The organism is Streptomyces rugosispiralis (assembly GCF_024505145.1).
Lineage (GTDB): Bacteria > Actinomycetota > Actinomycetes > Streptomycetales > Streptomycetaceae > Streptomyces > Streptomyces rugosispiralis.
Genome location: NZ_JANIAA010000018.1, coordinates 47859 through 66416, shown reverse-complemented (window position 1 = coordinate 66416; position 18558 = coordinate 47859). Strand labels below are relative to the sequence as shown.

Below are 18558 nucleotides of genomic sequence, written 5' to 3'. Positions count from 1 at the left end.
TCAACAAGCATGTAAGCGGCCCGAGTTGGGCCGTAGTCAAACACTTCGGGCCCAACAAGGAGAGCAGGGAACCCAGATGGCGGAGCTCACGATCCGGCCGGAGGAGATCCGGGACGCACTGGAGAACTTTGTCCAGGCGTACAAGCCGGACGCGGCCTCGCGCGAGGAGGTCGGGACGGTCAGCGTTGCCGGCGACGGCATCGCGAAGGTCGAGGGTCTCCCCTCGACCATGGCGAACGAACTGCTGAAGTTCGAAGACGGCACCCTCGGCCTCGCCCTCAACCTCGAGGAGCGCGAGATCGGTGCGGTCGTCCTCGGTGAGTTCAGTGGCATCGAGGAGGGTCAGCAGGTGCACCGCACCGGCGAGGTCCTCTCGGTCGCCGTCGGCGAGGGCTACCTCGGCCGCGTGGTCGACCCGCTGGGTGCCCCGATCGACGGCCTCGGCGAGATCGAGACCGACGGCCGCCGCGCCCTCGAGCTGCAGGCCCCCACGGTCATGCAGCGCAAGTCGGTGCACGAGCCGATGGAGACCGGCTACAAGGCCGTCGACGCGATGACCCCGATCGGCCGTGGCCAGCGTCAGCTGATCATCGGCGACCGGCAGACCGGCAAGACCGCGCTGTGCGTCGACACGATCATCAACCAGCGCGACAACTGGCGCTCCGGTGACCCGAAGAAGCAGGTCCGCTGCATCTACGTCGCCATCGGCCAGAAGGGCTCCACCATCGCGTCCGTGCGCGGCGCGCTGGAGGAGGCCGGCGCCCTGGAGTACACGACGATCGTCGCCGCCCCGGCGTCCGACCCGGCGGGCTTCAAGTACCTGGCGCCCTACACCGGCTCGGCCATCGGCCAGCACTGGATGTACCAGGGCAAGCACGTCCTGATCGTCTTCGACGACCTGTCCAAGCAGGCCGACGCCTACCGCGCGGTGTCCCTGCTGCTGCGCCGCCCGCCGGGCCGTGAGGCCTACCCGGGTGACGTCTTCTACCTGCACTCCCGGCTGCTGGAGCGCTGCGCCAAGCTCTCCGACGACATGGGCTCCGGTTCGATGACCGGTCTGCCGATCGTCGAGACCAAGGCCAACGACGTGTCGGCGTTCATTCCGACCAACGTCATCTCCATCACCGACGGCCAGTGCTTCCTGGAGTCGGACCTGTTCAACGCCAACCAGCGGCCGGCCCTCAACGTCGGTATCTCGGTCTCCCGAGTCGGTGGTTCCGCGCAGCACAGGGCGATGCGCCAGGTCTCCGGCCGGCTCCGGGTGGACCTCGCCCAGTACCGTGAGCTGGAGGCGTTCGCCGCCTTCGGTTCCGACCTGGACGCGGCCTCGAAGGCGTCGCTGGAGCGCGGTGCGCGCATGGTCGAGCTGCTGAAGCAGGGCCAGTACGCCCCGTACTCCACCGAGGACGAGATCGTCTCCATCTGGTCCGGCACCAACGGCAAGATGGACGACGTGCCGGTCGAGGACGTCCGCCGCTTCGAGCGTGAGCTGCTGGACTACCTGCACCGTGAGCACAAGGGGCTGCTGACCAGCATCGTCGAGGGCGGCAAGATGTCCGACGACACGATCGCTGCGCTGGGCGAGGCCGTCGACAGCTTCAAGAAGCAGTTCGAGACCTCGGACGGCAAGCTGCTGGGCGAGGGCTGAGTATGGGTGCCCAGGCCAAGGTCTACAAGAGGCGGATCAAGTCCGTCTCCGCGACCAAGAAGATCACCAAGGCGATGGAGATGATCGCCGCCTCGCGCGTCGTCAAGGCGCAGCGTCGCGTGGCCGCGTCGACTCCGTACGCCACCGAGCTCACCCGAGCGGTGGGCGCGGTCGCCAAGGGCTCCACCACCCAGCACGCGCTGACCACGGAGAGCGAGAACCCGACCCGCGCCGCGGTGCTGCTCATCACGAGCGACCGGGGTCTGGCGGGCGGCTACTCCTCCAACGTGATCAAGGCGGCCGAGGAGCTCACCGAGCGGCTCACCCGTGAGGGCAAGGAGGTCGACTCCTACATCGTCGGCCGCAAGGGCGTGGCGTACTACTCCTTCCGTGAGCGCAAGGTCACGGAGTCGTGGGGTGGCTTCACCGACAGCCCCACCTACGCGGACGCCAAGAAGATCGCGGGCCCGCTGATCGAGGCCGTCCTCAAGGCCACGGCCGAGGGCGGCGTGGACGAGTTGCACATCGTCTTCACCGAGTTCGTCTCGATGCTGACGCAGACCCCGGTCCAGGACCGGCTGCTGCCGCTCAGCCTCGCGGACAAGGCGGAGGAGCAGGAGAAGAAGGGCGAGATCCTCCCGCTCTACGACTTCGAGCCGTCGTCCGAGGACGTCCTGGACGCCCTGCTGCCCCGGTATGTCGAGGCCCGTATCTACAACGCCCTGCTCCAGGCCGCCGCCTCCAAGCACGCGGCGACCCGGCGGGCGATGAAGTCGGCGACCGACAACGCCGAAGAGCTCATCAAGTCGCTCACGCGGCTTGCCAACGCGGCCCGCCAGGCCGACATCACCCAGGAAATCAGCGAGATCGTCGGTGGCGCGAGCGCTCTGGCCGACGCCTCCGCGGGGAGTGACTGACACTATGACCACCACTGTTGAGCCAACCGCTGTGGCCGCCGGCCGCGTCGCGCGGGTCATCGGCCCGGTCGTCGACGTGGAGTTCCCCGTCGACGCGATGCCGGACATCTACAACGCGCTGACCGTCGAGGTCGCCGACCCGGCGCAGGAGGGTGCGAAGAAGACCCTGACCCTCGAGGTCGCCCAGCACCTGGGCGAGGGCCTGGTCCGCGCCATCTCCATGGAGCCCACCGACGGTCTGGTCCGCCAGGCCTCGGTGACCGACACCGGCGACGGCATCACGGTGCCGGTCGGCGATGTCACCAAGGGCCGGGTGTTCAACACCCTGGGCAAGATCCTCAACGAGCCCGAGGCCGAGTCCGAGGTCACCGAGCGCTGGTCCATCCACCGCAAGGCCCCGGCGTTCGACCAGCTCGAGTCCAAGACCGAGATGTTCGAGACCGGTCTGAAGGTCGTCGACCTGCTGACCCCGTACGTCAAGGGCGGCAAGATCGGCCTGTTCGGCGGCGCGGGCGTCGGCAAGACCGTCCTCATCCAGGAAATGATCATGCGTGTGGCCAAGCTGCACGAGGGCGTTTCCGTGTTCGCCGGTGTCGGCGAGCGCACCCGTGAGGGCAACGACCTGATCGAGGAGATGGCCGAGTCCGGCGTGCTCCCGCAGACCGCGCTGGTCTTCGGCCAGATGGACGAGCCCCCGGGCACCCGGCTGCGGGTCGCCCTGGCCGGTCTGACCATGGCGGAGTACTTCCGCGATGTGCAGAAGCAGGACGTGCTGTTCTTCGTCGACAACATCTTCCGCTTCACCCAGGCCGGTTCCGAGGTCTCGACCCTGCTCGGCCGGATGCCCTCCGCGGTGGGCTACCAGCCGAACCTGGCCGACGAGATGGGCCTTCTCCAGGAGCGCATCACCTCGACCCGTGGCCACTCGATCACCTCGATGCAGGCGATCTACGTCCCCGCGGACGACCTGACCGACCCGGCCCCGGCGAACGTCTTCGCGCACCTCGACGCGACGACGACGCTCTCCCGGCCGATCTCGGAGAAGGGCATCTACCCGGCGGTGGACCCGCTGGACTCGACGTCCCGGATCCTGGACCCGCGCTACATCTCGCAGGACCACTACGACTGCGCCTCGCGCGTGAAGTCGATCCTGCAGAAGTACAAGGACCTCCAGGACATCATCAACATCCTGGGCATCGACGAGCTCGGCGAGGAGGACAAGCTCACCGTCTTCCGCGCCCGTCGTATCGAGCGCTTCCTGTCGCAGAACACCCACGCGGCGAAGCAGTTCACCGGTCTCGACGGATCGGACGTGCCGCTGGACGAGTCCATCGCCGCGTTCAACGCGATCGCCGACGGTGAGTTCGACCACTTCCCCGAGCAGGCGTTCTTCATGTGCGGTGGCCTGGATGACCTGAAGGCCAAGGCCAAGGAGCTGGGCGTCTCCTGAGCCCGGTTGCTCCGCGAGAGGGGTGGGCCCGGTCCCGCCCCTCTCCGTACGCCCGTTATTCTTTGACGAAAGCCCTGCCCGACCCGGCAGGGAGAGACCCGAGGAGCCACGTTGGCTGCTGAGCTGCACGTCGAGCTGGTCGCGGCGGACCGTAGTGTCTGGTCCGGTGCGGCCACCTTGGTCATCGCGCGCACCACATCGGGTGACATCGGCGTCATGCCCGGCCACCAGCCGCTGCTCGGTGTGCTGGAGTCCGGCCCGGTGACCATCCGTTCGGTCGACGGCGGAACGGTCGTGACCGCGGTGCACGGTGGATTCATCTCCTTCGCGGACGACAAGCTCTCACTGCTGGCCGAGGTCGCGGAGCTGTCCGACGAAATCGATGTGAAGCGCGCGGAGCGGGCGCTGGAGCGTGCCAAGTCGGAGGCGGACGCCGCCGCCGAGCGGCGCGCCGACGTCCGGCTGCGCGCGGTGGCGGGAGCGCACTGAGCCTGTCACGTACGGTCGGAAAACCTCAGCCGCGGACCTCGCTGGAGCTCCCCTTCAGCGGTCCGCGGCTGAGGCGATGCAGGTGCGGTTTTTCCGGATGACGCGAGGAGGTCGGTGAAGATGGTCCTCGCTCTGCTTGTGGGCGGCGTGGTCGTCGCGCTGGTGGCGGTGGGACTCTTCGTCTTCGGACTCCGGCGGCGGCTGATCCAGCGGTCCGGCGGAACCTTCGACTGTTCACTGCGCTGGGATCCACCGTCAAGCGAATCCGAGCCCAGCGGCAAGGGCTGGGTGTACGGCGTCGCCCGCTACAACGGAGACCGCGTCGAGTGGTTCCGGGTCTTCTCCTACGCGCCCAGGCCCCGGCGGATCCTGGAGCGCGCCTCGATCGAGGTGCTGGAGCGGCGCACCCCCAAGGGCGAGGAGGAGCTGGCGCTGCTCTCCGACGCGGTGGTGCTCGCCTGCCGGCACGGCGGCACCCGGCTGGAACTGGCGATGAGCGACGACGCCCTGACCGGCTTTCTGGCCTGGCTGGAGGCCGCGCCCCCCGGCCAGCGCGTCAACGTGGCCTGACGCACCTCATCCGCGCGACCAGCCACGACGGCGCCGCAGTCGGCCGCCGACGCATCGCGACACTTCCGGCGGAGCGCTCAGCGCACGCCCAGTTCCTGGGCCAGCACCGCGGCCTGCACCCGGCTGCGCAGCTCCAGCTTGTTCAGCAACCGGCTGACGTGGGTCTTCACCGTCGCCTCCGCCATGGTGAGCCGCTCCGCGATCTGCGCGTTGGACAGCCCCTGCCCCAGACAGGCCAGCACCTCCCGCTCCCGCGGGGTGAGCGTGGCGAGCACCTCGGGGCCGGGTGCGGTGGGGGAGGGGACGGCCTGGGGCCGGGCGAACTCCGCGATCAGACGGCGGGTGACCGCGGTGGCGATCATGCCCTCGCCGCGCCCGACCGTACGGACCGCCTCGATCAGGTCGGCCGCCTCGCTGTCCTTGAGCAGAAACCCGGAGGCGCCCGCGCGCAGCGCCCCGAAGACGTACTCGTCCAGGTCGAAGGTGGTCAGCACCAGCACGTCCGCCAGTTGCTCGGCGACCACCTGGCGGGTGGCCGACACCCCGTCGAGCCGGGGCATCTGGACGTCCATCAGCACCACGTCGGGGCGCAGCGCCCGGGACATCTCCACCGCCTGGAGGCCGTCCACCGCCTCGCCGACCACCTCCACATCGGGGGCGGACCGCAGGATCAGCACCAGCCCGGAGCGGACCGAGCCCTGGTCCTCGGCGACCAGCACCCGGATCGGCTTGGACGCGGTACCGGTGGGCGGGGCGGGCGGGGTCACGGCGGCTCCTGTCGTCGAAGGGTCATGGCACAGTCTGGGCGTTCTCGTCGCCCAGCGGCAGCGCGGCCCGCACCCGCCACACCGTGCCCCCGGGCCCGGTGACCGGGCCGGCGTCGAGAGTGCCGCCGAGCAGGTTCACCCGCTCGCGCATCCCGATCAGCCCGGTGCCGGAGCCGGGCGCCCGGGGACCGTCGCGGTCGCCGTAGGGGCTGATGACGCGGACCTCGAGCGGGCCGTCCGCGTGATGCGCCAGCGTGATGTCCACCCGGCCCGGTGCGGCGTGCTTGAGGGCGTTGGTGAGCGACTCCTGGACGATGCGGTACGCGGCGAGTTCGACCGGGGCGGGCAGCGGGGCGGCGCCGGCCGGCCGCTCGTCGGCCAGGACGATGTCCTGGCCGCTGGGGCGGCCGTTGGCACGGGCCTGCTCCAGCAGGGTGTCGAGCGCGTCGAGGGTGGAGGTGGCGGCCGGTTCCGAGGTCTCCCCGGGGTCCCGCAACAGCCCGATCAGCCGGCGCATCTCGGTCAGGCCGCGGACGCTGTTCTCCCGGATGACGCCGAGCGCCTCGTCGGTCGCGGCGGGGTCCTTCAGGGAGAGCGCGGCACTGGAGTGGATGGCGATGGCGGAGAGGTGGTTCGCCACCATGTCGTGGAGTTCGCGCGCCATCCGGGAGCGCTCGGAGGCGACCGCCTCCCGCCGGTCCAACTCGGCCAGCAGGGCGATGCGTTCGGCCTCCAGACGGGCGGCCTGGGCCTCTTCGCGGTGGTTGCGGACCACCGTCCCGGTCCACGCCGGGACGACGACGATGAGTCCGACGAATGCTCCGGCCAGCAGCGCCCGGACGTCGTTGAGGACGGCCAGCGGCACCACGGTCGCCAGGCCCGTGGCGAGCCAGCAGAGCCGGGGGATGCGCTGGGCGGCGGCGGCGCCGGAATACATGACGGCCGCGTAGACCAGATCGGTGTACATCAGCACCGTCACGGCCAGCCCGCCGCTGATTATGTCGAGGGAGAGCGCCGCGGTCCCCACGCCCAGGGCGACGAGGGGCTTGGAGCGCCGCAGCAGCTCGGCCGCCGAGATCACGCCCAGCGCGATCAGCCCCAGGAACCGGGGGACATGGAAGAACGACGGGTTGTTGTGCAGCTCCAGCGCCCACATCAGGAGCCCGCCGAGCAGTCCGCCGAGGCCGATCAGGACGTCGTGCTGGTGCGGGCGTGGGAGGTGGGGACGGGACGGCATGGCACCCATCACACCATGTGGCGCGCCGCGTGAGCCTCCCCCTTTGGGCCGGGCCCGCCGCCCGGCGGTGTACATCGAAGGATGCAGTCGGGATTCATCGCCGACGACGACGCGAGCGCACCGCTCACCGGGGGAGGGTGGGGACCAAGGGCAGAGCGAGAGAGGAAACATCGTGGTTGTCGCGCTGATCATCGCCTGTGAGGTCGGCTTCTGGGTGCTGCTGGCCCTCGGCCTTCTGCTGCGCTACGTGGCGAAGATGCCGAAGGCGAGCACCGTGGTGCTGCTGTGCGAGCCGGTGCTCGAGCTGGTGCTGTTCGTGACGACCGTGATCGACTTGCGGAACGGCGCCGAACCGGACTGGAAGCACGGCCTCGCCGCGGTCTACATCGGCTACTCGGCCGCGCTCGGCCACTCGACCATCAAATGGGTCGACGCCCGGGTGGCGCACCGCTTCTTCGGCGGGCCGCCGCCGGTCAAGCCCGCGAAGTACGGCGCGGGGAAGACGCTGCACGAGTGGAAGACCGCGGGCCGCTGGGTGCTCGCCGCGGTCATCGCCATCGCACTGCTCCAGGGCGCGATCTGGTACGTCGGCGACGACGGTGAGATCGGCTCGCTGCGCGACTGGCAGCTGAAGATGCTGTTCCTGATCGGTATCAACGTGGCCATCGCGCTCAGCTACACGCTCTTTCCGAAGCGGGAGCGCTCCGCGTCGTCTGCTCGCTAACCCCCGTATCGGGCAGACGACGCAGGGCCCCGCCCCCGCCCCGTCGGCCCCGGCGCCGCGCTGCCACGCGCGACCGGGCCGGCGGGGCCGGTGGTTTTTCAGCGGTTCTCGCCCGGGACCCACAGGACGTCGCCGACCTCCTTGTTGGCCGAGCGGGCCAGGATGAACAGCAGATCCGAGAGCCGGTTGAGATAGGTGGCGGTGAGCGCGTTCATCGAGTCCCCGTGCTCGGCGAGCGCCGCCCAGGTGGAGCGCTCGGCACGGCGCACCACCGTGCACGCCTGGTGCAGCAGCGCCGCGCCCGGGGCGCCGCCCGGGAGGATGAAGCTGCGCAGCTTCTCCAGCCCCTCCAGGAAGCGGTCGCAGTCCGCCTCCAGCTTGTCGATATAGCTCTGCGCCACGCGCAGCGGCGGATGGGCGGGGTCCTCCACCACCGGTGTGCACAGGTCCGCGCCCACGTCGAACAGGTCGTTCTGAACGCGGACCAGCACCTTGACGATCTCGGCGGGCAGTTGGCCCAGTGCGATGGCCACCCCGATCGCGGCGTTCGCCTCGTTGGCGTCGGCGTACGCGCCGATCCGCGAATCGGTCTTGGCGGTGCGGCTCATGTCGCCGAGGGCGGTGGAGCCCGTGTCGCCGGTACGCGTATAGATGCGGGTGAGATTGACCATGACTCCGAGCCTAAAGGGGTCCTTGCACTATGAGCGCGCGACCCGGGCGGGCATAGGGCAAGGACCCCTAGGCCCCGGCCTGCCGGAAGAGCCGCGCCCCGAGGGTGACGGCCACGACCCCGAGCGCGGTGGCGACCAGCGCGGCCAGCGCGATCTTCCCGTCCCCGTACTCCCCGGCGAAGGCGGCCCGCACCCCGTCCACGAGATAGCGGAACGGCACGAAGTGCGAGGCGATGTCGAGCCAGCGGGGCCCGAGCGACATCGGCAGCAGGATCCCGGACAGCAGTATCGCGGGCATGGTGATGGAGTTGATGACCGGCGCGAACCCCTGCGGCGAGGACACCCGCATCGCCAGCGCGTAGGAGAGCGAGGCGAGCGAGATGGTCAGCGCGCCGACGAAGACGAAGCCGATCGCCACGCCCAGCACCGGGGCGCGCAGCCCGAGCGCCACGGCGACGCCCACCAGCACCAGGGACTGCCACAGCAACTGGACGACGTCCTTGAGCACCCGGCCCATGAGCAGCGCCAGCCGGCTGACCGGGGTCACCCGCATCCGCTCGACGACGCCCGTACGGCGCTCGAGGATCAGCCCGATCCCGGTGAACGAGGCGCTGAACAAGCCGAGTTGGACGAGGATGCCGGGGACGATGGTCTGCCAGGAACTGGCCCGGCCGCCGAGCGGCAGATCGGTGAGCAGCGGGCCGAAGAAGACGAGGAAGAGCAGCGGCTGGACCATCCCGAAGATCAGGGCGGGTTTGGAGCGCAGCGTCTGGCGGGCGTAGCGGCCGAATATCAGGGCCGTGTCGGCGACGAGATGAGGCATGGGGGCCTTGGTCCTCTGCTTGGGGTGGATCCGGGGCCTGCGGTCGGTGTCCTGGTCAGACGGCGAGCGGGGCGGGGTTCCGCGGGGTGGTGCCGCGCCCGGTGATGGCGATGAAGGCGTCCTGGAGGGTGGCGTCCGGTGCGCCGCCGTGCTCGGCCTTGAGCCGCTCCGCCGTCCCCTCGGCGGCCACCAGGCCCTGGTCGACGATGACCAGCCGGTCGGACAGCGCCTCCGCCTCGTCCAGGTAGTGGGTGGTCAGGAAGACCGTCATGCCGTGCTCGGCGCGCAGCCGCCGGATCGACTGCCACAGGTCGGCGCGGCTGCCGGGGTCGAGCCCGGTGGTGGGCTCGTCCAGGAAGAGGATCTCGGGCCGGTGGACCAGGCCGAGGGCGATGTCCAGCCGCCGCCGCTGGCCGCCGGAGAGCGCGGCGCAGGGGCGGTCCAGCAGCTCGGCCAGGCCCAGGTCCCGGGCCAGCTCCCCGGCGCGGGCGGCGGCCTCGGCCTTGCCCATCCGGTAGAGCCGCCCCTGGGTGACCAGTTCCTCCCGTACGGAGACGGTCGGATCGACCCCGCCGGACTGGGCCACATAGCCGATCCGCCGGCGGACCCCGGCCGGATCGCGGGCGAGGTCGTGCCCGGCGACGGTGGCGCTGCCGCCGGTGGGCGGGAGCAGCGTGGTGAGCATGCGCAGGGTGGTGGTCTTGCCCGCTCCGTTGGGTCCGAGGAAGCCGAGGATCTCACCGCGCTCGACGGTCAGGTCGATCCCGCGCACGGCGGCCACGGGGCCGCGCTTGGTCCGGAAGGTGTGGGTGAGGCCGTTCGTCGTGATGACTGCCATGGAACCCAGAAAAACAGAGACGCACCATTTTTGCAATCACCCCAAAAATCAAGGGTCCCCAGCGAAGCTAGGATGAGGCCATGGCGGAAGGACTCAGGGAGCGGAAGAAGCGACAGACCAAGCAGCACATCTCGGACGTCGCGACCGGGCTGTTCATGGCGCGCGGCTTCGAGGCGGTCACGATCGCGGAGATCGCCGAGGCGGCCGAGGTCTCCGTGAACACGGTCTACAACTACTTCCCGACCAAGGAGGACCTCTTCGTCGACCGCGAGGACGAGGTCATCGACCGTCCCTCCCGGCTGGTACGGGACCGAGCGGTCGGCCAGTCGGCGGCGCGGGCGATCATTGAACAGCTGCGCCAGGACATCCGGGAGCGGCACGCCTATGTCGGGCTGAGCGAGGGCTACGAGCGGTTCCGGCAGGTCATGACGGACTCGCCGACGCTGATGGCCAGGCTCTTCACCATCGCGGGGAAGACGGTCAACCACCTCGGCGTCACCCTGCGTGCGGAGGCGGCCGCCGCGCCCCAGGACCCGACACCCGAGTTCGTCGCCCACCAACTGGTCGGGCTCCAGAACGCGGTTCAGCGCTGCATCCTCCGCGGTCTCGCGGAGGGCGGCGGCGTGGACGCCGTCGCCGAGGACGCCCTCCGTAAGGTCGACGTCATGGAGTCCCTTCTCAGCGACGCGGTGCTCAACTATGCGGTGAAGAACACACCGTGACGCGCATTACTAGGGGCTGCCCGAAGGGGTGAACGGGCGTTAAGGTCCACGCACACCGAATGTCGACGAAAGGGTGTGTGTCGTGGCCAAGAAGCTCGCGGTCATCGGAGCCGGACTCATGGGGTCCGGTATCGCGCAGGTCTCGGCCCAGGCCGGCTGGGACGTGGTGCTGCGCGATGTGACCGACGAGGCGCTGCGGCGCGGCACGGACACCATCCGGGCCTCGTACGACAAGTTCGTCTCCAAGGGCAAGCTGGAGGCGGAGGAGGCCGAGCGGGCGCTGGGCCGGATCACCACCACGACCGACCTGGACGCCGCCGCCGACGCGGATGTCGTGGTGGAGGCGGTCTTCGAGAAGATCGAGGTCAAGCGGGAGATCTTCCGCACCCTCGATGAACTGGTCAAGGACGACACGATCCTGGCCTCGAACACCTCGGCCATCCCGATCACCAAGATCGCCGCGGCCACCCGGCGCCCCGAGCGGGTCGTCGGCACCCACTTCTTCTCGCCGGTGCCGATGATGCGGCTGTGCGAGCTGGTGCGCGGTCACAAGACGAGCGATGAAACCCTGGCCGCCGCGCGGGAGTTCGCGGAGGGCGTCGGCAAGACCTGTATCGTCGTCAACCGCGATGTCGCGGGTTTCGTCACCACCCGTCTGATCTCCGCCCTCGTGGTGGAAGCGGCGAAGCTGTACGAGTCCGGGGTCGCCACGGCCGAGGACATCGACACCGCCTGCAAGCTGGGCTTCGGCCATGCGATGGGACCCCTCGCGACGGCCGACCTGACCGGCGTGGACATCCTGCTGCACGCCACCGACAACATCTACACGGAGTCGCAGGACGAGAAGTTCGCACCGCCGGAGATCATGCGCCGGATGGTCGATGCGGGGGACATCGGCCGGAAGAGCGGCGAGGGCTTCTACCGCTACTGAGGGCCTTGGTGCGGCGCCAGGCCCGGAACTCACCCTCCTGGGTGAATTCGGTATCGGTTCGCTTACAGACGGCAACTTCCTCGTGTGAGGGGCAGTCAGTTCTGTAGACAGAAATGGCGCATTGACGACACGACGCACCGTATTGGGGAGCGCATATGCACATCAGGGGCGACCACGCCGAGCTGGTCGTCGGGGGCCGACTGGACGTCCGGAGCGCGGCGGACGCCCGTACGGCCCTGCACACCGCCGTCGACGCGGGCGGCGGGGATCTCGTCCTCGACCTGACCGAACTGGACTCCTGGGACGCCACCGGGCTCGGGGTGATCATGGGCGCGCACCGCCGCGCGGGCCGGGTGGGCAGACGGCTGGTGCTGCGCGGGGTGCCGCCCCAGATGCAGCGGCTGCTGGTGGCCACCCGGCTGCACCGCATCCTCGCGATCGAAGGCGGACTGGAGGCGGAGTCCCTGCCGCGGGTCTGAGCGGCGGGGACCGCCCGCCCGGGGGCCGGTGGGTTACCCGGGGTGGCGTGGGCGCCCTCCGGCGCGGTGGATACTGTGAGCAGGTCCAGGCCGTCCGTACGGCCCGGGGTTCGGTGAGCACCGGACACATTCCCTACGGCGGCACCGGACCAGAAGCGAAGGCAGGCCGGGGAGCCTTGGAGCACGCCACGCATCTGGGGGGCAAGGACATTGGACCCGAAGAACCGCGGATCGCAGGAGCACGGCCACGACGAGGCCGCGCCGGGTGCGGCTTCCGGTGCGTCGCGTGCGGCGGACGGCGCGGGCGACGGCTCGTCGCCGCGCCCGCCCGCGCCGCCCGCGCCGCCGGGGCCGCCGGGGGACGCACCGACGCCCCCGCCGGGCGCCCCGGTGCCCGGCGGGCCCGCCTCCCCGCCCTCCTCCGCCTCTTCCGCGTCCTCTTCCTCCTCCTCTCCCTCCTCCGCGTCCCCGGCCCGCATCGCGCGCATCGTCGCCGGTGACCATCTGCTCACGGTCAACCCCGTCGACGGCAGCGAGATAGAACCCTGTCCGCCCGGTGAGCGCCCCGCCCGGCCCGAGCGCCACGGCCCCGACGAGCGGGCCGAGCTGCGCCGCGCGGCCGCCGCGCCCCGCCCGTCCGGCACCGTCCTGCCCGAGCTGCCGGTGCTGGAGCGCGACGAGGAGCGGGAGCGGCTGGCCCGGCTGCTCGCCCGCGGCCGCTCGGTGCGGGTCACCGGGCCCTCCGGCGCCGGGCGCAGCACCCTGCTGGAGGCCGTCGCGGCCGACTGCGAGCGGCTGGCGCCCGACGGTGTCGTACGCCTCTCCGGCTACCACCGCACCCCCACCGACCTCCTCCACGACCTCTACGCCGCCGTCCTCAGCGCCCCGCTGTACCGGCCGGACCGCGCGGAGCTGCTGGAGTCGGTCCAGGAGATCGGCGCGGTCGTCGTCCTGGACGACATCGAGTTCGGCGGCGCCGCGCTGGACGAGTTCCTCGACGCGACCCCCGAATGCGCGTTCCTGATCTCCGCCACCCCCGATGTCCCGGCGCCGTCCCCCGACTCCCACCTGGAGGAGGTCTTCCTCTCCGGGCTCAGCCGTACGGCCGGACTCGAGCTGCTCGAGCGGGCCGTACGACGGCCCCTGGCGGAGGACGAGGCGAGCTGGGCGGCGGACCTGTGGTTCGAGTCCGAGGGGCTGCCGCTGCGCTTCGTCCAGGCGGGCGCGCTGCTGCGGCAGCGGGACGCCCGGCGCGACGGCGCATCCGCCCCGGACGCCGACATCCCGCTGCCCTCGATCGCCGAGGCGGCGTCCCCCGCCGCGCTGCTCGCCGCCGGGGTGGGCGAGGCGGCCCGGGACGCGCTGCGGTTCGCGGTCGCGCTCGGCGGCGAATGCCCGCACCAGGCCCATCTGCCCGCGCTGTCCGGGGACACCCACGCGGACACCGCCCTCGGCGAGCTGCTCGGCTGCGGTCTCGTCACCCCGGCCGGATCGCACTACCGGCTGGCGGCGCGCGTCACCGCCCAGCTGGCGGAGGAGGGCTACGCCGACGAGGACGCCGGGCGCGCCCACACCGTCGCCCAGCACTACGCCTGGTGGGCCGGCCACCCCTCGGTGGCCCCCGAGCGCGTCGCCGCCGAGGCCGACGCGATCCTCGCGGCCATGGCCGCGCTCATCGGCAGCCGCGAGGCGGGCCACGCCGACGCCGCCGTGCTCCTGGCCCGCGCCGCCGCGCCCGCCCTCGCCGCGGCGCTGCACTGGGGCGCCTGGGAGCGCGCGGTGCGGCACGGCCAGGAGGCCGCGCGGCTGGCCGGACAGGTCGCGGACGAGGCGTACTTCCACCATGAGCTGGGCGTCCTCGCGCTGTGCACGGGCCATCTGGACCGGGCCCGCGCCGAGTTGGAGGCGTCCATCGGGCTGCGGGGCGTCCTCGCGGACAAGCGGGGCACGGTCGCGGGCCGCCGCGCGCTGGCGCTGGTCGCCGACCGCTCGCCGGGATCGGCGATGGCCGGGGCGTTCGGGACGAGCGGTGGGAACCGTAAGGACGACGCGGCGCCCCCGGCGGCGAGTGGAGTGCCGGACGACACCGAGACCACGATCGTCACCCCGAAGGTGGCGACCACGACGCCGATGGCCGCCATGGGCGGCACGGCGGCGACGACGGCGGTGACGGCGGTGGTCCCGTCCGCCTCCCGGACCTCCGTGGCGGCCCCCGCCACCCCCACGGCCCGCACCGCCGCCTCCGCCCCCGCCGGGCCCTCGGGCGGCAAGCCGGGCGCTCTGCGGCGGCTGGTGACGCACGGTGCCCGGCGCAATGTGGTCGCGGCGGCAGCGGGCGTGCTGCTGGTGGCCGTGCTCGGCACCGTGGTGACCCTGGGCCTGGGCGGCACCTCGGGCGACGACTCCGACAGCCCGGCCGACAAGGTCAAGCCGGACCGTTCGGCCAGTCAGCGGGACGACGACAAGGGGCTGACCGCCGACGAGCCCACGAGCGGCACCGGCCAGGCCCCCCAGCCGGGCCTCAGCGGGGTGCCGAAGACGTCCACGTCCCCGACCGCGCCGAGCGGCAGCGGCTCGCCCAGCGGCTCCACGGCGACCAGTGGCCCGTCGTCCACCAGCGGCTCGCCCTCGGACACCGAGCAGCCGCCCTCGCCGCCGTCCTCGCACCCCACGACCTCCGACCCGGGGCCGACAACCAAGCCGCCGACCGGCAGGCCGACGACGCCGACCGGCGAGCCCACCAAGCCGACGCCCACCACGTCGTCCCCGACCACGACCCCCACCGGGGACACCTCCACCACCGCGAGCGCCCCCACGACCCACACGGCGTCGGGTACGGCCACCCCGGTCGCGTAGCGGCCCGGGAAGGCGGTGCCGGGGCGGGAGCGCCCGCCGGGGGCGCCGGATCGCGCCAGGGGGCGCCCCGCGCCCGTGGCGTGATGTGATCGGCTCAGGGGGGGCCGGACGCCTGCGGCGGGCTGTTCCCCTCCCCGCCCCTTCCCGAAACTGGGGCTCAGCCCCAGCCCCCGCTCCTCAATCGCCGGAGGGGCTGGAAGGCGGGGGTCTGCCCCAGGTCCTGCTTCTCAATCGCCGGAGGGGCTGGAAGGCGGGGCTCTGCCCCCAGGTCCTGCTTCTCACGCTTCCCCAGCTACCGCTGGGAGGTGCCCCTGGAGGGGCTGGAGGGTGGGGCTTCCGTCCCAGGGCCTGCTTCTCAATCGCCGGAGGAGCTGGAAGGCGGGGTTCCGTGCCAGAGTCCGGGGTCCAGGGGCGGAGCCCCTGGTAGCGGGAAGGGGCGGGGAGGGGAAAGCAACGCCGTCCGACCCGCCGCGTCGTCCGCCGGACGCGAGCCCGTACGACGGAAGGAGGCCGGGGCCGCACGGCCCAGGCCTCCCACGTCGGAGCGGGCCCCGCGTCAGAAGAGCCGGAGCTTGTCGTCCTCGATGCCCCGGAGCGCGTCGTAGTCCAGCACCGCGCAGCCGATGCCCCGGTCCGTGGCGAGGACGCGGGCCTGGGGCTTGATCTCCTGGGCGGCGAAGACGCCCTTCACCGGGGCGAGGTGCGGGTCCCGGTTGAGGAGTTCGAGATAGCGGGTGAGCTGCTCGACACCGTCGATCTCACCACGCCGTTTGATCTCCACGGCGACCGTCGCCCCGTCCGCGTCGCGGCAGAGAATGTCGACCGGACCGATGGCGGTGGGGTATTCACGCCGAATAAGCGTCCAGCCATCACCCAGTGTCTCGATACGATCGGCGAGCAGCTCCTGCAGATGGGCCTCGACACCGTCCTTGATCAGGCCGGGGTCGACGCCGAGTTCGTGCGAGGAGTCATGGAGGACCTCCTCCATGGTGATGATGAGCTTCTCGCCCGCTTTGTTCACGACCGTCCACACATCGTCGTCGCCTTCCTTCAGAGTGCACGGCGGAGACATCCAGTTGAGGGGTTTATAGGCCCTGTCGTCCGCGTGGATGGACACACTGCCGTCGGCCTTGACGAGGATCAGACGGGGTGCCGAGGGGAGGTGGGCGGTGAGGCGGCCGGCGTAGTCCACCGAGCACCGGGCGATGACGAGACGCATGGTCGGCAACGCTACTCGACCACCACCGCCGCACGCGATTCGTCCGTCGATGGACCCCTTCGGCGATGGCTGGTTGTGTGCCCATTCTCCTGGTGCGGGCGCAGTGGCCGAATTACCGTTGAAGCGGGCGGTCGTCGGACGGGTACGCTGCGTCGCCGTCCGCCCTTCCCATCCCTGAGACCCCGCACGTGGGGTCGCGAGAGGAGAACCCATGTCGCTCGACGTCTCACCGGCCCTGCTCGAACAGGCCGAGCGAGGCGAGGTCGACGAAGCGGCCTTCGTCGACTGCGTCCGGAACTCCCTACCGTACGCATGGGAGATGATCAGCTCGCTGGTGGCCCAGCTGAAGGTGGACGGCGGGGAGTTTGCCGACAACCAGACGCCGCCGCCCGACGAGCAGGCACGCGGTCAACTGCTCCGCGCACTCGCCAGTGACGCGATACGCGGCGCGCTGCAGCGCCACTTCGGGGTGCGGCTGGCCTTCCAGAACTGTCACCGGGTGGCGGTCTTCCCGATGGACGCATCGGCCGACGAGCGCCTCGCCCGCTTCACCTCGGTCCGGGGGCAGCTGCTCAACCAGTCACCCCAACTCCGCGACTGCTGACGGGACGTACGCTGCCGCTCCACCAGGGGGAGGTGTATCAGCGCAGGAGCGGCAGCACCTCACCACCGAGCCGTCGTACGTTCTCCTCCGTGGCCGAGAGATCGCCCGACCCCTCGACCAGCAGCGCGAACCGGTGGATCCCGGTGCGCTCCGCGGTCGCCGCCAGCCGGTCGGCGCACAGCCGCGGCGAGCCCACCGGATGCAGCTCGCACAGCAGCTCCGCATAGGCCACCGGGTCGCGCATCCGGCGCTCCCGGCCGTCGACCGTCACATGCGCCTCGAGACCCTGCCGCAGCCAGCCGGGCATCGCCTTGGTCAGGATCTCGGCCGCCGCGGTGCGGGTGTCCGCGATCTGCACCACCCCGGCCGAGACATGCCGCGCCGCCACCGCCTCGACATGCTCCGGTGAACGGCCCGCCGCCAGCGCGGACTTCCGCCACAGGGCGACCACCTCGGCCTTCTCCTCGTCCCCGCAGTGCATTCCGAGCAGCATGGGCAGCCCGCGCTCGGCGGCCAGCCGCACAGTGGCGGGCGAGGTGCAGGCGACGACCACCGGCGGGGTGCCCACCACCGGCCCGGCGAGGGCGTCGTCGGGGCGCGGCACCACCGCCACCTCGCGGAAGGCGAACCGCTCGCCGTCGGCCCCCACCCGGGGCTCGCGCAGCCAGCGCAGCAGCAGATCGAGCGATTCGGGGAAGCCCTGCTCGTACGCCCGCAGGCCCGACCCGAAGACCTCGAGGTCCACCCAGGGCCCGCCACGGCCGACACCCAGCGTGAACCGGCCACCGGAGAGGAGATGGAGCAGTGCCGCCTGCTCACCCAGTGCGACGGGATGCGCGGTCGGCAGTACGCTCACCGCCGTACCGACGCCGATCCGGCGGGTACGTCCCAGCAGCAGGGCGGCGAGGGTGACCGCGGACGGGCAGACGCCATACGGAACGAAGTGGTGCTCGGCGACCCAGACCGCGTCCAGCCCGGTCTCCTCGGAGAGCTCGGTCGACCGCACCGCCCGGTGCAGCGCCTCCTCCTGTCCCTGGCCTGGGAATTGAGCGGCCAGGATGAAAGCCCCCACATCCATGGTGAAAGTGCCTCCTTGTCGCGGCTGATGTGCCGGCGCGGGCATCCCCCCTCGTAGGCATTAACGCCTGACACGTGCCAAGGGCACGGCCAAGCATGAAGTTTTCATGATGATCAGAGCGTGGGTGTGGACGACGGCTTTCCCGGAGGGTGACCGTAGCGCGTACGCTGGTCACAGCCCGTTAGCTCCCAGCTCTGTCGAGGTGCCCCGTGTCTCCACGCCGAAACCGCCCGCGAGGCGGCGAAAAGCCCGTCGGCCACGAGGGCACGGGCCGGTACGGCCTCGACCGCATGGAGTCCTGGCAGGGCGAGGAGTGGGTGGTCCGGCAGGTCGGCGGCGGGGCGGCCGCCAAGCACTACCGCTGCCCGGGGTGCGACCAGGAGATTCCGCCGGGAGTGGCGCATGTGGTCGCCTGGCAGCAGCACATGGGCGCGGACGACCGGCGCCACTGGCACAAGGCGTGCTGGAGCGCACGGGACCGCCGGAGCGCGAAGCTCCAGCGGTCCCGTAACGCACCTCGATATTGACTCAGCCG

19 protein-coding genes are annotated in these 18558 nt (G+C 71.3%); 12 read left to right on the top strand and 7 right to left on the bottom strand.

Annotated features, from left to right (window positions below; translation table 11 throughout):
• The first annotated feature begins 76 nt into the window (after nucleotides 1–76).
• From atpA to NP777_RS25005, 5 genes are all read left to right on the top strand, one after another.
• On the top strand, nucleotides 77–1648 hold the full coding sequence (gene atpA, locus NP777_RS25025) for a F0F1 ATP synthase subunit alpha (protein WP_256652441.1): 1572 nt from the start codon (nucleotides 77–79) through the stop codon (nucleotides 1646–1648).
• Between the two features lie 2 nt (nucleotides 1649–1650).
• A complete protein-coding gene (locus tag NP777_RS25020; protein ID WP_256652440.1) occupies nucleotides 1651–2565 on the top strand; it encodes a F0F1 ATP synthase subunit gamma in 915 nt (304 codons plus the stop codon).
• Between the two features lie 4 nt (nucleotides 2566–2569).
• Nucleotides 2570–4015, top strand: coding sequence for a F0F1 ATP synthase subunit beta (gene atpD, locus NP777_RS25015; protein ID WP_256652439.1), 1446 nt, complete (start codon nucleotides 2570–2572; stop codon nucleotides 4013–4015).
• Between the two features lie 111 nt (nucleotides 4016–4126).
• Nucleotides 4127–4504 (top strand): F0F1 ATP synthase subunit epsilon, encoded by a 378-nt coding sequence (locus NP777_RS25010; protein WP_256652438.1) that lies wholly within the window; start codon nucleotides 4127–4129, stop codon nucleotides 4502–4504.
• Nucleotides 4505–4624: 120 nt separating this feature from the next.
• The gene (locus tag NP777_RS25005) at nucleotides 4625–5074 is read left to right on the top strand and encodes a DUF2550 domain-containing protein (RefSeq protein WP_256652437.1); all 450 of its coding nucleotides are present in this window, start codon (nucleotides 4625–4627) and stop codon (nucleotides 5072–5074) included.
• Between the two features lie 77 nt (nucleotides 5075–5151).
• Here NP777_RS25005 and NP777_RS25000 read toward each other — a convergent pair whose 3' ends face one another.
• Nucleotides 5152–5841 (bottom strand): response regulator, encoded by a 690-nt coding sequence (locus NP777_RS25000; RefSeq protein WP_256652436.1) that lies wholly within the window; start codon nucleotides 5839–5841, stop codon nucleotides 5152–5154.
• Nucleotides 5842–5863: 22 nt separating this feature from the next.
• Nucleotides 5864–7078, bottom strand: coding sequence for a sensor histidine kinase (locus NP777_RS24995; protein WP_256652435.1), 1215 nt, complete (start codon nucleotides 7076–7078; stop codon nucleotides 5864–5866).
• A 172-nt stretch (nucleotides 7079–7250) separates the two neighbouring features.
• On the opposite strand from NP777_RS24995, the gene NP777_RS24990 reads away from it, so the two are divergent.
• Nucleotides 7251–7802 carry a hypothetical protein gene (locus tag NP777_RS24990; RefSeq protein WP_256652434.1) on the top strand — a complete coding sequence of 184 codons (552 nt, stop codon included), beginning with the start codon at nucleotides 7251–7253 and terminating at the stop codon, nucleotides 7800–7802.
• A gap of 98 nt (nucleotides 7803–7900) precedes the next feature.
• Here NP777_RS24990 and NP777_RS24985 read toward each other — a convergent pair whose 3' ends face one another.
• The 3 genes from NP777_RS24985 to NP777_RS24975 all read right to left on the bottom strand — a co-directional run bounded on the left by NP777_RS24985 (nucleotide 7901) and on the right by NP777_RS24975 (nucleotide 10134).
• A complete protein-coding gene (locus NP777_RS24985) occupies nucleotides 7901–8473 on the bottom strand; it encodes a cob(I)yrinic acid a,c-diamide adenosyltransferase (RefSeq protein WP_256652433.1) in 573 nt (190 codons plus the stop codon).
• A 67-nt stretch (nucleotides 8474–8540) separates the two neighbouring features.
• Nucleotides 8541–9296 carry an ABC transporter permease gene (locus NP777_RS24980; RefSeq protein ID WP_256652432.1) on the bottom strand — a complete coding sequence of 252 codons (756 nt, stop codon included), beginning with the start codon at nucleotides 9294–9296 and terminating at the stop codon, nucleotides 8541–8543.
• Nucleotides 9297–9351: 55 nt separating this feature from the next.
• Nucleotides 9352–10134, bottom strand: a complete 783-nt coding sequence (locus NP777_RS24975) for an ABC transporter ATP-binding protein (protein WP_256652431.1) — start codon at nucleotides 10132–10134, stop codon at nucleotides 9352–9354.
• 80 nt (nucleotides 10135–10214) lie between these two features.
• Between NP777_RS24975 and NP777_RS24970 the strand changes: the two genes are divergently transcribed.
• The 4 genes from NP777_RS24970 (at nucleotide 10215) to NP777_RS24955 (ending at nucleotide 15122) form a co-directional block, all read left to right on the top strand.
• Nucleotides 10215–10856, top strand: a complete 642-nt coding sequence (locus NP777_RS24970) for a TetR/AcrR family transcriptional regulator (protein ID WP_256652430.1) — start codon at nucleotides 10215–10217, stop codon at nucleotides 10854–10856.
• 82 nt (nucleotides 10857–10938) lie between these two features.
• Nucleotides 10939–11787 (top strand): 3-hydroxyacyl-CoA dehydrogenase family protein, encoded by an 849-nt coding sequence (locus NP777_RS24965; RefSeq protein WP_256652429.1) that lies wholly within the window; start codon nucleotides 10939–10941, stop codon nucleotides 11785–11787.
• A gap of 155 nt (nucleotides 11788–11942) precedes the next feature.
• Entirely contained in the window at nucleotides 11943–12266 is a 324-nt protein-coding gene (locus tag NP777_RS24960) for an STAS domain-containing protein (protein ID WP_014054940.1), read from the top strand.
• 210 nt (nucleotides 12267–12476) lie between these two features.
• Nucleotides 12477–15122, top strand: a complete 2646-nt coding sequence (locus tag NP777_RS24955; protein WP_256652428.1) for an ATP-binding protein — start codon at nucleotides 12477–12479, stop codon at nucleotides 15120–15122.
• 556 nt (nucleotides 15123–15678) lie between these two features.
• Here the strand turns inward: NP777_RS24955 and nucS are convergent.
• Nucleotides 15679–16341, bottom strand: coding sequence for an endonuclease NucS (gene nucS, locus NP777_RS24950; RefSeq protein ID WP_037951157.1), 663 nt, complete (start codon nucleotides 16339–16341; stop codon nucleotides 15679–15681).
• 211 nt (nucleotides 16342–16552) lie between these two features.
• Between nucS and NP777_RS24945 the strand changes: the two genes are divergently transcribed.
• Entirely contained in the window at nucleotides 16553–16945 is a 393-nt protein-coding gene (locus NP777_RS24945; RefSeq protein WP_256652427.1) for an SCO5389 family protein, read from the top strand.
• A 37-nt stretch (nucleotides 16946–16982) separates the two neighbouring features.
• Here the strand turns inward: NP777_RS24945 and NP777_RS24940 are convergent, their stop codons facing one another.
• Nucleotides 16983–18023 carry an LLM class flavin-dependent oxidoreductase gene (locus NP777_RS24940; protein WP_256652426.1) on the bottom strand — a complete coding sequence of 347 codons (1041 nt, stop codon included), beginning with the start codon at nucleotides 18021–18023 and terminating at the stop codon, nucleotides 16983–16985.
• A gap of 209 nt (nucleotides 18024–18232) precedes the next feature.
• Between NP777_RS24940 and NP777_RS24935 the strand changes: the two genes are divergently transcribed.
• Nucleotides 18233–18550, top strand: a complete 318-nt coding sequence (locus NP777_RS24935) for an ATP/GTP-binding protein (RefSeq protein ID WP_256652425.1) — start codon at nucleotides 18233–18235, stop codon at nucleotides 18548–18550.
• The last annotated feature ends 8 nt before the right edge of the window (nucleotides 18551–18558 follow it).